This window comes from Streptomyces spinosus, from assembly GCF_020400655.1.
In the GTDB taxonomy this organism is placed as follows: Bacteria; Actinomycetota; Actinomycetes; order Streptomycetales; family Streptomycetaceae; genus Streptomyces; species Streptomyces argyrophylli.
The window spans coordinates 259,091-270,806 of the sequence record NZ_JAINRC010000013.1 but is presented as its reverse complement, the minus strand read 5'-3'; the positions used below and the strand labels follow the sequence as shown (position 1 = coordinate 270,806).

Annotated in this window: 9 protein-coding genes and 1 pseudogene; 7 read left to right on the top strand and 3 right to left on the bottom strand. The window is 72.2% G+C overall.

Features of this window, described 5'->3' with window-relative positions:
- Positions 1 to 279: 279 nt before the first annotated feature.
- On the top strand, positions 280 to 1,518 hold the full coding sequence (locus tag LG395_RS25655) for a DUF4032 domain-containing protein (RefSeq protein ID WP_171158998.1): 1,239 nt from the start codon (positions 280 to 282) through the stop codon (positions 1,516 to 1,518).
- Between the two features lies 1 nt (position 1,519).
- Here LG395_RS25655 and LG395_RS25650 read toward each other — a convergent pair whose 3' ends face one another.
- Positions 1,520 to 2,386 (bottom strand): universal stress protein, encoded by an 867-nt coding sequence (locus LG395_RS25650; RefSeq protein ID WP_225811382.1) that lies wholly within the window; start codon positions 2,384 to 2,386, stop codon positions 1,520 to 1,522.
- Between the two features lie 260 nt (positions 2,387 to 2,646).
- Here LG395_RS25650 and LG395_RS25645 point away from each other — a divergent pair, with 260 nt between their 5' ends.
- The 3 genes from LG395_RS25645 to LG395_RS25635 are packed head-to-tail and all read left to right on the top strand — an operon-like array spanning position 2,647 to position 6,118.
- Entirely contained in the window at positions 2,647 to 4,323 is a 1,677-nt protein-coding gene (locus LG395_RS25645; RefSeq protein ID WP_171158996.1) for an NAD(P)/FAD-dependent oxidoreductase, read from the top strand.
- A complete protein-coding gene (locus LG395_RS25640; protein ID WP_171158995.1) occupies positions 4,320 to 5,771 on the top strand; it encodes an ATP-binding protein in 1,452 nt (483 codons plus the stop codon). Before LG395_RS25645 ends, LG395_RS25640 begins: the two co-directional genes overlap by 4 nt.
- Positions 5,768 to 6,118 (top strand): UBP-type zinc finger domain-containing protein, encoded by a 351-nt coding sequence (locus LG395_RS25635; protein WP_171158994.1) that lies wholly within the window; start codon positions 5,768 to 5,770, stop codon positions 6,116 to 6,118. The genes LG395_RS25640 and LG395_RS25635 overlap by 4 nt, the downstream gene beginning before the upstream one ends.
- Before the next feature lie 81 nt (positions 6,119 to 6,199).
- On the opposite strand, the gene LG395_RS25630 is transcribed toward LG395_RS25635, so the two are convergent.
- On the bottom strand, positions 6,200 to 7,987 hold the full coding sequence (locus tag LG395_RS25630) for a M4 family metallopeptidase (RefSeq protein ID WP_171158993.1): 1,788 nt from the start codon (positions 7,985 to 7,987) through the stop codon (positions 6,200 to 6,202).
- A 310-nt stretch (positions 7,988 to 8,297) separates the two neighbouring features.
- Here LG395_RS25630 and LG395_RS25625 point away from each other — a divergent pair, with 310 nt between their 5' ends.
- Entirely contained in the window at positions 8,298 to 9,464 is a 1,167-nt protein-coding gene (locus LG395_RS25625; RefSeq protein WP_225811381.1) for a serine hydrolase domain-containing protein, read from the top strand.
- A 153-nt stretch (positions 9,465 to 9,617) separates the two neighbouring features.
- Here LG395_RS25625 and LG395_RS25620 read toward each other — a convergent pair.
- Positions 9,618 to 10,726 (bottom strand): annotated as a pseudogene (locus LG395_RS25620) (carbohydrate-binding protein); the annotation flags it as partial.
- 134 nt (positions 10,727 to 10,860) lie between these two features.
- Between LG395_RS25620 and LG395_RS41705 the strand changes: the two are divergent.
- Both LG395_RS41705 and LG395_RS25610 read left to right on the top strand, forming a co-directional pair.
- A complete protein-coding gene (locus LG395_RS41705) occupies positions 10,861 to 10,941 on the top strand; it encodes a carbohydrate-binding protein (RefSeq protein ID WP_372463468.1) in 81 nt (26 codons plus the stop codon).
- A gap of 80 nt (positions 10,942 to 11,021) precedes the next feature.
- Entirely contained in the window at positions 11,022 to 11,696 is a 675-nt protein-coding gene (locus LG395_RS25610; RefSeq protein WP_171158991.1) for an AIM24 family protein, read from the top strand.
- Positions 11,697 to 11,716 lie beyond the last annotated feature (20 nt).

Here is an 11,716-nt window from a genome sequence, read left to right as displayed (position 1 = left end):
GCGCTCAAGTGTCACTGCTGTGGCGGGCCTGGCGCAGCCGACCCCTACAGATGAGCGGAAATCGCTGTGGTGCTTCCCGAGGAGTACTCGGGAAGCCCCCCTTAAGGGGCCGGCCCTCGGCAGGACGCGGGAACCGGACCCGCTCCGACCGTGTCGAGTCCCCCGACGGAAGCGCACCGCGCAGAGAACAACCGGCCCCCTACGCAGCCCGGACCGCGCGGAGCGGCCCGCGGGGACCGGCCTCCTCGAACGGACCTGCGGGGCCTTAGGGTTCGTGCCATGGCCTTGCAGATCAGTGCCACGAACCCGGAGCATCCCGCACTGTTGCTCGCCCTCCCCTGGGACACCCCGCTGGAGGAGTGGCCCGAGGAGTACCTCGTGCCGCTCCCCCGCGGCATCTCCCGGCACGTGGTGCGCTACGCCCACGCCGGCGACGAGGTGATCGCCGTCAAGGAGCTCGCCGAGCGGCCCGCGCTGCGCGAGTACGAGCTGCTGCGCGACCTGGACCGGCTCGGCATCCCCGCCGTCGACCCGCTCGCCGTGGTCACCGGCCGCACCGACCCCTCCGGCGACCCGCTGGAGCCGGTGCTCGTCACCCGGCACCTGCGCGGCTCGATGCCGTACCGGTCGATGTTCGAGACGACCATGCGCCCGGCGACCATGCACCGGCTCATGGACGCCCTCGCCGTCCTCCTGGTCCGCCTGCACCTGGCCGGGTTCGCCTGGGGCGACTGCTCGCTGTCCAACACCCTCTTCCGGCGGGACGCCGGCGCCTACGCGGCGTACCTGGTCGACGCCGAGACCGGCGACCTGCATCCCCGGCTCAGCCCCGGACAGCGGGACTACGACCTGGACCTGGCCCGCGTGAACATCAGCGGGGAGCTGCTGGACCTGGAGGCTTCCGGCGCGCTGCACCCGTCCGTCGACCCGGTCGAGTTCGGCCACGAGATCTGCACCCGCTACCACGGCCTGTGGCAGGAGCTGACCCGCACCTCGGTGTACCCGGCGGGCAAGTACCACTACATCGAGCGCCGGATCCGCCGCCTGAACGACCTCGGTTTCGACGTCGCCGAGATGCAGATCGAACACTCCTCCAACGGCGACACGGTCACCTTCGTGCCGAAGGTCGTCGACGCCGGCCACCACCAGCGGCAGCTGCTCCGGCTGACCGGTCTGGACGCCGAGGAGAACCAGGCGCGGCGGCTGCTGAACGACCTGGAGAGCTGGATGGCCACCCAGGAGGACTACGCGCCCGGCGACCCCCTCGCCGCCCGCCCGGAGGTCCTCGCCCACCGCTGGGTGCGGGACGTGTTCCGGCCGACCGTGCGGGCGGTGCCACCGGAGCTGCGCGGCTCCATGGACCCGGCCGAGATCTACCACGAGCTCCTCGAACACCGCTGGTACCTGTCCGAGCGCGCCCAGCACGACATAGGGCTCGACACCGCCGTCCAGGACTACATCGACAACGTCCTGCCCAAGGCCCGGGCCGGCCTGGAGACGACGGCCGGCCCGGAGTAGGTCACTCGTGCGGGACGACGGCCACCGGGCAGTCGGCGTGGTGCAGCACCCCGTGCGCGACCGATCCGATCCGGGCGCCGACGGCCGTGCGGCGCGCCCGGCGCCCGACGACCATCAGCTGGGCCCGGCCGGTCATCGACAGCAGCACCTGGCCGGCGCTGCCCATCTCGACGTGCTCGGCCACGGGTACCTCGGGGAACCGTTCCCGCCACGGCCGCAGGGCCTCGGCCAGCGCCTGCTTCTCGTACGGTTCGAGACCGCCCGCGTCGTCCAGCAGCTTGAGCGAACCGGGGCTGTAGGCGAAGACCGGCGGCAGGGTCCAGGCGCGGACGGCGCGGACGGCGGCGCCACGGGACGCCGCCGTCTCGAACGCGAACCGCAGCGCCGCCGCGCTGTCCTCGGGGCCGCCGTGCTGGCCGACCACGACGTCCCGGCCGGCCGCCTCCGCCGCGGGCTCGTCCCCGGCGCGGACCAGGACCACGGGCCGGGTCGCCTCCGCGATGACCTGCTGGCCGACCGAGCCCAGCAGGAACCCGACGACGGGTCCGTGGCCGCGCGAGCCGAGCACCAGCATCTCGGCGCCGGCCGCCGCGCCGGCCAGCGCGTGCGCGGCCACGCCCTCGACCACGTCGGTGGTCACCGTCAGCCCGGGGTGCCGCGCCGAGACGGTGCGCACGGCCTCCTCGACACCCGCGGACACCCACCCGCGCTGGGTGTCCCGGTCGGCGGCGGCCAGCGCCTCGGCGTACCGCCAGGCATGGACCACCCGCAGCGGCAGCTCCCGGCGCACGGCCTCCCGGGCCGCCCAGTCCAAAGCGGCCAGGCTCTCCGCCGTACCGTCCACCCCTGCCGTGATCGGGCGTGTCATCCGTGGGCCTCCTCGTCGTCGTGTCCTCGGGTACCGGGTGCCCGCTGCCGGGCCCCGGCGCACCGCCATGATGATCTCTCCCACGGCCCCTCGCGACGGTCCCCCGCACAGCGCGAGGCGCTCGCCGGTCGCTGTCAGGCAAGTACAGGTCTCCGTCGGACAAGCGCGTCCGGGCGGACCGAACATACGATGGCGTGGAACCGGTGCGGTGTCCGCACGACACCGACCGGGGGGGGATCCGACACTCGGGTGGGAGACGTATGGGACAGGCCGCCGACACCGCGCGGACCGTCATCCTGACCGTGGACGACGACCCGGGGGTCTCCCGTGCCGTCGCCCGCGACCTCAGACGGCGCTACGGCGGGTCGTACCGGATCGTGCGCGCGGAGTCCGGCGAGTCCGCGCTGGACGCGCTGCGCGAGCTGAAGCTGCGCGGGGACCTCGTCGCGGTGATCCTGGCCGACTACCGCATGCCGCAGATGAACGGCATCGAGTTCCTGGAGCAGGCGCTCGACGTGTACCCGGGGGCGCGCCGGGTGCTGCTGACCGCGTACGCCGACACCAACGCGGCGATCGACGCGATCAACGTGGTCGACCTGGACCACTATCTGCTCAAGCCCTGGGACCCGCCGGAGGAGAAGCTCTACCCGGTCCTGGACGATCTGCTGGACGCGTGGCGCAACAGCGCCTACAAGCCGGTGCCCAGCACCAAGGTCGTCGGGCACCGCTGGTCGGCGCGCTCCTCGGACGTGCGGGAGTTCCTGGCCCGCAACCAGGTGCCGTACCGCTGGTACTCGGTGGAGGAGCCGGAGGGGCAGCGGCTGCTGGCGGCGGCCGGGCAGGACGGGGAGCGGCTGCCGCTGGTGATCACCCCGGACTGCACGGTCCTGGTGGAACCCGAGGCGCCCGAGCTCGCCGCGCACGTGGGCCTGGCGACGACACCGACGGCCGACTTCTACGACCTCGTCGTGATCGGCGGCGGTCCGGCCGGGCTCGGCGCGGCCGTGTACGGGGCCTCCGAGGGCCTGCGGACCGTGCTGGTGGAACGCTCGGCGACCGGCGGGCAGGCCGGGCAGAGTTCCCGGATCGAGAACTACCTCGGCTTCCCCGACGGGGTCTCCGGCGCCCAGCTCACCGACCGGGCACGGCGGCAGGCCGCCAAGTTCGGCGCCGAGATGCTGACCGCACGCGAGGTGACGGGCCTGGAGGTCAACGGCGCCGCACGCGTCGTCCGCTTCGCGGACGGCTCGGCGATCGCCGCGCACAGCGTGATCCTCGCGACCGGGGTGCAGTACCGCCAGCTGGAGGCGGCGGGCTGCACCGACCTGACCGGCTGCGGGGTGTTCTACGGCTCGGCGCTGACCGAGGCCGCCTCCTGCCAGGGCCAGGACGTGTACATCGTCGGCGGCGCCAACTCGGCGGGCCAGGCGGCCATGTACCTGTCCCGGGGCGCGAAGTCGGTGACGCTGCTGGTGCGCGGCCCGGACCTGTCGGCGTCCATGTCGCACTACCTGATCCAGCAGATCGGCGAGGCCGCCAACATCTCGGTGCGCTGCCGCACGGTCGTCGAGGAGGCGCACGGCGCCGAGCACCTGGAGCAGCTGACCCTGCGGAACACGGTGACCGGGGAGACGGAACGGGTCGACGCGCAGTGGATGTTCGTGTTCATCGGCGCCGCCCCGCTGACCGACTGGCTGGGCGAGACGGTGCTGCGCGACCAGCGCGGGTTCATCCTGGCCGGGCCCGATCTGACCGCCGACGGGCGGCCGCCGGCCGGCTGGGAGCTGGACCGGCCGCCGTACCACCTGGAGACCAGCATCCCCGGTGTGTTCGTGGCGGGTGACGCCCGCTCCGAGTCCGCCAAGCGTGTCGCGTCCGCCGTCGGAGAGGGAGCCATGGCCGTGATGCTCGTCCACCGGTACCTGGAGCAGTCGTGAGCGGGCAGGTCGTGGCGTGCAGCCCGCGGGAGGTCGGCTCGCTGTTCCTCTTCGAGAAGCTCAGCGACGAGCAGCTGGGCCGGCTGTGCGCCCAGGGACGGGTGATGTTGTTCCAGCCCGGCCCGGTCTACGCCGAGGGCGAGCCGGCCACCTGCTTCTACGTGATGATCGAGGGCACGGTCGTGCTGTCCCGCCGGGTCGGCGGTGACGACGTGGAGGTCATCCGGACCTCGCAACGCGGGGTGTACGCGGGCGCGATGCAGGCGTACCTCGGCGACCGGGTCCAGCAGGTCTACAACAACTCCATGCGGGTCACCGAACCGACGCGGTTCTTCGTGCTGCCGGCGGAGCTGTTCTGCGAGGTCATGCACGAGTGGTTCCCGATGGCCGTGCACCTGCTGGAGGGCCTGTTCTTCGGGACGAAGAACACCCAGGCGCTGATCGGGCAGCGGGAGCGGCTGCTGGCGCTGGGCTCGCTGTCGGCGGGGCTCACGCACGAGCTGAACAACCCGGCCGCGGCGGCGGTCCGGGCGACGGCGACCCTGCGGGAGCGGGTCGCGAAGATGCGGCGCAAGCTCGGCCTGATCGCCGAGGGCCCGTTCTCGCGCGATGTGCTGGCGCGCCTGGTCGAGATCCAGGAGCGCACCGCGGAGCGGGTGGCCAAGGCCCCGGCGCTCAGCCCGCTGGAGGCCAGCGACCGGGAGGACACGCTCACCGACTGGCTGGAGGACCACGGCGTCGAGCAGGGCTGGCAGCTGGCGCCCACCTTCGTGCAGGCCGGGATCGACGTGGACTGGCTGGAGCAGGTCGCGGCGGTGGTGGACGAGGAGATCCTGCCGAACGCGGTCGGCTGGCTCAACTACACCATCGAGACCGAGCTGCTGATGAACGAGATCGAGGACTCCACCACCCGCATCTCGCACCTCGTCGACGCGGCCAAGCAGTACTCGCAGCTGGACCGGGCGCCGTACCGCGTGGTCGACGTGCACGAACTCCTCGACAGCACGCTGCTGATGCTCTCCGGGAAGATCGGGCCGGGCATCGAGGTCGTCAAGGAGTACGACCGCACGCTCCCGCCGGTGCCCGCCTACCCGGCCGAACTGAACCAGGTGTGGACCAACCTGGTGGACAACGCCGTCTCGGCCATGAACAGCGCGGGCGGCCAGGGCACGCTGACCGTGCGGACGGCGCTCCACAACGAGCAGTTGCTGGTCGAGTTCCGGGACACCGGTCCCGGTGTGCCACCGGAGATCAAGGACCGGATCTTCGACCCGTTCTTCACCACGAAACCGGTCGGCGAGGGCACCGGGCTCGGCCTGGACATCTCCTGGCGGATCGTCGTCAACAAGCACCACGGAGCCCTGCGGGTGGAGTCGGTGCCCGGTGACACCCGCTTCCAGGTGCTGCTTCCCCTGACCGCCGAGACACCCGACGAGGAGCCGGTATGAACGACATCGACGGAATCGACCCCAGCGCCCCGCCCAGCGGCGCCGGCTGCGTGGAGTGCGAGGAGGCGGGCGGCTGGTGGTTCCACCTGCGCCGGTGCGCGCAGTGCGGGCACGTCGGCTGTTGCGACGACTCCCCCTCGAAGCACGCCACCGCCCACTACCGCGAGACGGGACACCCGATCATCCAGAGCTTCGAGCCGGGCGAGGACTGGTTCTGGGACTTCGGCACCGGCCGGCTGTACGGCTCCGGGCCCGAACTCGCTCCCCCGGACTGTCATCCCGCCGACCAGCCGGTGCCGGGCCCGGCGGGCCGGGTGCCGGCGGACTGGGCGCGGACGCTGCGCTGAGAACGCGCGACGGGTCCCCGGACACGCGGATGCCCCGCACGGGGCGGGGCATCCGGTGGTGCCGGTGTGGTCCGGTGTCCGTCAGTGACGGGCGCTCGGGGTGTTGGCGGCGGTGACGTTGACCGCGGCCCACGACTTGTCCACGGTCTTGTACTCGGTGCTGTTCGCGCCGTACAGGTCCTTGGCCGCCTTCAGCGTCGCGGTGCGCGCCTGGTGGAAGTCGGTCGTGGAGACCATGTAGCGGGTGAGCGCACGGTAGTAGATGGCCGTCGCCTTGGTGCGGCCGATGCCCTTGACCGCGATGTTGTGGTACGTCGGCGAGTTGTAGTTGACGCCGTTGATCGTCTTCTTGCCGCTTCCCTCGGCAAGGAGGTAGTAGGCGTGCGAGGAGACACCCGAACCGGCGTGCACCTCGGTGTAGTAGGTGTCCGCCGACCAGTAGTCGATCGTGCCTTCGAGCTTGTCGAGGGACGGGTGGTCCAGGCGGCGCAGGAACTTCTGCGCGAGGCCCAGCTTCTCACCGATCAGGTAGTCCGGCGTGTCCTTCGTGTTCTTGGCGTAGAACTCGACGTTCGAGCCGAAGATGTCCGCGAGCGACTCGTTCAGCGAGCCGGGCTCGCCGTACTGGTTGCCGTCGGAGTCGACGAAGGTCGGCTGGAGGTTGGCGGTCGCCTCGACCACGCCGTGGGTCAGCTCGTGACCCGTGACGTCGAGCACGACGAGCGGCTTCTTGAACAGGTCGCCGTCGCCGTCGCCGTACAGCATGCAGGTGCAGGCCGGGTCCCAGAAGGCGTTGGCCACCTGCTTGCCCCAGTGGACCATGCCCTGCGCGGCCTTGCTGTTGTTGGCGATGCCCTTGCGCTTGAACGTGGACTTGTAGAAGTCCAGCGTCTTGGTGATGCCGTACTGGGCGTCCGCCGCGGCGCTGACCCGGCTGGTGGTCTTGCCGTTGCCCCACACGTTGGTCGTGTTGGTGAACTTCGTGCCGGCGCTGAACTTCTCCGTGTACGAGCCCTTGGCGTCGCGCGTCTCGGTGCCGTACCGGTTCGGGTCCTTGAGCTGGTAGTGGCCGCGCGAGGTCTGCGTGGTGGTCAGACCGACGGTGCCCACGAAGAGGGTCTTGCCGGTGCCCTTGGCGGCCGACGGGTAGGCCGCGGCGCCGGCGCCGTGGGAGCCGACCAGGCCGGAGACGGCGGCGTCGGAGCCGGTGCCGGTGGCCGGGTCGAGGGTCTCGCCGCGCTCGCGCAGGGCGTCGAGCAGCTTCGGCGACAGGAACTCGTCCCTGGTCGGCGTGTTGCTGCGCACCTTGCCGGTGACCGCGTCGACGACGACCGTGCGGGCGCTGTCCTTGCCGGTGACGGTGACCTGGTAGGCGAGCGCGGAGGCACCGCCGCGGGCGTCGACGACGAGCCGCGCGCTGCCGGCGTCGCCCTTCGCGGCCTGGGCGGCCTTGGCGGCGGCCTGACCCGCGGTCAGCTTGGCCTTGGCGGCGGCCGGCTTGACGGCGTGGTCGGCCGCACGGGTCACGCCCGTGTAGCCGAGCCGGCGGTCGAGGTGGACGACGAGGTCGCCACCGAGCACCGGCAGGTCGTTGTGGGTGCGGACGAAACGGACGTGCCGGGCACCCTCGGGGTCGATCATGACGTCCTGCGCGTGCAGTTCGTCGCCCTGGGAGACACCGGTCGCCGAGGCGTGCGCGAAGGCCGCTGTGCGCGCCGCCTCCACCACCGCCGTGGCGTTCGGGGCGGCGGAGGCGGCGGACCGCTCCACCCCCGTGGAAGGAGCCGCGAAGGCCGTACCGGCCAGGCCCGTGGCAGCCGTCGCCACCGCGATGGCGACGGCCACGGTGCGTATGTGCGGTCTACGCAATCTGATCAGGGTTCCTCCGTTCGAAGGCGGCCGGACTGCCCAACCGCCTTGGGGCGTGACGCGGTTGGGCGCCACGGGGGCCGGTCAGGCCCCGAGGGATCACCCTTGCGGATCAGTCATGGGCACGTAAAGCCGGAATGATCCATTTCGCGAACTTCTATGGCAATCCTTTACGAACGGCAGCCGCAGAGTGATCACGGGATGACCAACTGTGTGTCGGCTGTGGAGACGTGGGCCCGATCCCCTAGGTTCCCAGGGCGGAATGTGACCGACATCGCATCAGGAACCGGCCGACGGGAGTGGGTAGGGGATGGTCTCGGCAACAGTGGGGCGGGGAGCGGTCCTCGCAGCGGTCGCGCTGTCCCTGCTCGCGGTCCCGGCGCGGGCGGCGGCCGGGGGCCCGGCCACCCCGGTGCCGGCGGCGCTGCCGGGACCGGACACCGCGGGCCTGGCCGAGGTGCTGCGGTCGGCGGTGGCGCGGGGCGCGCCGGGGGCGCTGGCCCGGATCGACGACGGGGGAAGGACGTACCGGGTCACCCAGGGCGTCGCCGACCGCGCCACCCGGCGGGCCATCAGCACCGACGACCGTTTCCGCGTCGGCAGCGTCACCAAGACCTTCTCGGCCGTCGTGCTGCTCCAGCTCGTGGACGAGCACCGGCTCGCGCTCGACGCGCCGGTCAACCGCTACCTGCCGGGCCTGCTGCCGGACGACCGGATCACGGTCCGTCACGTGCTGGGCCACCGCAGCGGGCTGTACGACTACACCGACGACATGTTCGCGAGCAGTGTCTCCGGCTTCGAGGCGGTCCGGAAGAAGGTCTTCACCTACCGGCAGCTGGTCGCCCTGTCCCTGAAGAAGCCGCGCACCAACGCCCCGGGCGCGGCGTACTCCTACTCCAACACCAACTTCGTCGTCGCCGGGCTGCTCATCGAGAAGCTCACCGGGCAGTCCGTGCGGCAGGCGTACGAGGACCGCGTCGTCGGGCCGCTGAAGCTCAAGGACACGTTCTACGTCCATCCGGACACCGCGATCCCGGGCCGGTACGCCCGCGGGTACCTGACGCCGGACACGGCAGGCGCCCCGCTGGTCGACGCGACCGAGCAGACCGTGTCCTGGGCGCAGAGCGCCGGGGCGGTCATCTCCAGCGCGCGGGACCTCGACGTCTTCTACGGCGCGCTGCTCAGGGGGAAGCTGATGTCCGCCGCGCGGCTGGCCGAGATGGAGCGGTTCACCGAGGTGACCGGCACGACCGGGTACGGACTCGGGCTGCGGCGACGGGATCTGTCCTGCGGGGTGTCGGTGTACGGGCACACGGGGGCGGTGCAGGGGTACTACACCTACGCGTTCAGCACGAAGGACGGGGGACGGAGTCTGACCGCCGTGGCCAACACGTCCAACAACGGGAGGGTGCTGGACACGTTGGCGGGTGCCCTGGAATCGGCGTTCTGCGGCAAGCCGGCAACGGCGGCGGGCTAGGGTCTCTCGTCTGGACCGGGCCGGATCAGGGGGCGGGGTCCGGTGCCGTGCGCCGGTGCCGTGCGCCGGGACGCTCCGGGCGGACGTCCGAGTGCCGGGACATCCGGTGTGTCCGGGGTGGGCAGGCGGACGGCGGTGCCCGGGGTCAGCCGCTCACTGCCTCTGCCACAGCGCGGGGGTGTTCGGCGGTTCCCAGCCCCGCTGGGCCTGGTGGGTCTGCGGGCAGCGGTACGCGGCGCCGCCGTAGGTGACCGTCGCGCCCGCCTGGTAGACGGTGCCGGCCGGCCAGGTGTCGCCCGGGTCGCCCGGGTCACCGGGATCCCCCGGGGTCGCCGGGACCGGTCGCGGTCGTCTTCAGCGTCAGGCCGTACGACTGGAGGATCGGGTTGACCGGCTGGAAGTACGTCGTGCCGCCGCTCGTGCGGTCGCCCGTGCCGCCCGAGGTGACGCCCTGCGCCTGGCCGCCGGAGACGAACGAGCCGCCCGAGTCGCCCGGTTCGGTGCACACCGAGGTGCGGGTGACCCCGGTGACCGTGCCCTCCTGGTAGGTGACGCTGCTGTTCAGCTGCCGGACCGTCCCGCAGTGCCGGCCCGTCGTCGAACCGGAACGGCACACGGAGGCCCACCGTGGCCTGGGTGGACCGCGCGCTGGGACCGTTGACGTACGGCGTCGCCGACCAGCCGGCGTCCGCGGCCACCCACGCCATGTCGTTGCCAGGGAAGACGGACGCCTGGAAGAAACCCTGCGCGACCCGGTCGGAGGCGGTGGTCGTGCTGCCGGTCCGGCCGCAGTGGCCGGCCGTGGCGAAGCCCTGCCGGGTGCCGCGGGTCACCGGGAAGCCGAACGAGCAGCGGGTGCTGCCGTCGATGGAGTAGGAATCGCCGCCGCGCAGGTCGTGGAGCGGACGGGGGTGCTCGGCGGACTTCACGACCCGGACGAGGGAGGCGTCGACGTGGGCCGCCGCCGGCAGGGAGCGTGCGGCGCCCGTGCGTACCGCCCGCACCACCTGTGTGTCGGCCGGGACGTCGACGTACCAGACCGGGGTTTCGGTGGTGGCGCGCCGGGCGGCGGCCCGGTCCAGGCGCGCCTTGGCCGCGTCGGGCGCGGCCAGGGAGTGGTCCACCACGCGCGCGGCGGCGCCCTGGGCGCGGATCGCCGGCACGCCGGCCGGGTCCGTGGTGGCGACGGTCAGCGTGTCCGACTCCGCGCCGCGCACCCAGGCGCCCGCGTAGTGCGCGCCCAGCGCGGCCCGCAGCCGGCCGGGAGGCGGCGTTCGGCTTCGTCCTCGACGTCCCGCGGGACCCCGGCCCGGGTCCCGGCCCCTCCTCGCCGGAGAACACCTGGACGCCGGGGACCGCTTACCGGACGGGTGACCGGGTCACGTACGCGGCGCGCGTGTACGTCTGCCTCCAGCCGCACACGTCCCGGCGGGGCTGGGAGCCCCCGGCGGTGCCGGCGCCGTGGCAGGCCGCCTGACGGGCGGGCGCCCGCCCCGGAAGAACCGGTACGTTCCGTGATCTTGGCGGAATGGCATCCTCCGGGACACCATGCCCCGCATGAAGGGTGATCTCTTTTCCAGTCAGCACGTGGTGCAGCCGGCCGTGGAGCCGGGAATGTCCGTCGAGAACGCCAAGTGCCTCAAGTACGCGGTGAACGGCGAGATGTACGCCCGGCAGGGCGCGATGGTCGCCTACCGCGGCAGCCTGAAGTTCGAGCGCAAGGGGCAGGGCGTCGGCGGCATGCTCAAGCGTGCGGTCACCGGTGAGGGACTGCCCCTCATGGCGGTGCGCGGACAGGGCGAGGCCTGGTTCGCGCACGAGGCGCAGAACTGTTTCATCGTGGAGGTCGAGGCCGGTGACCGGTTCACCGTCAACGGCCGTAACGTGCTGTGTTTCGACGCCTCCCTCTCGTACGAGATCAAGACGGTGAAGGGCTCCGGCATCGCCGGCGGCGGCCTGTTCAACAGCGTCTTCAGCGGGCAGGGCCGGCTCGGTCTGGTCTGCGAGGGCAATCCGCTGGTCATCCCGGTGTCGGCGCAGGCGCCGGTGTACGTCGACACGGACGCCGTGGTCGGCTGGACCGCGCACCTGGAGACCTCGCTGCACCGCTCGCAGTCCATCGGCTCGATGCTGCGCGGCGGTTCGGGCGAGGCCGTGCAGCTGATGCTCCAGGGTGAGGGCTTCGTCGTGGTGCGGCCCAGCGAGGTGACGCCCCAGAAGGACCAGCACTGAACCTTCACAGCTGATCCCGG

Excerpts from the sequence above, each read along its gene's own strand:
- LG395_RS25625 (WP_225811381.1), top strand. The coding sequence starts at position 8,298 with ATGGTCTCGGCAACAGTGGGGCGGGGAGCGGTCCTCGCAGCGGTCGCG.
- LG395_RS25635 (WP_171158994.1), top strand. The coding sequence starts at position 5,768 with ATGAACGACATCGACGGAATCGACCCCAGCGCCCCGCCCAGCGGCGCC.
- LG395_RS25650 (WP_225811382.1), bottom strand. The coding sequence starts at position 2,386 with ATGACACGCCCGATCACGGCAGGGGTGGACGGTACGGCGGAGAGCCTG.
- LG395_RS25655 (WP_171158998.1), top strand. The coding sequence starts at position 280 with ATGGCCTTGCAGATCAGTGCCACGAACCCGGAGCATCCCGCACTGTTG.
- LG395_RS25645 (WP_171158996.1), top strand. The coding sequence starts at position 2,647 with ATGGGACAGGCCGCCGACACCGCGCGGACCGTCATCCTGACCGTGGAC.
- LG395_RS25610 (WP_171158991.1), top strand. The coding sequence starts at position 11,022 with ATGAAGGGTGATCTCTTTTCCAGTCAGCACGTGGTGCAGCCGGCCGTG.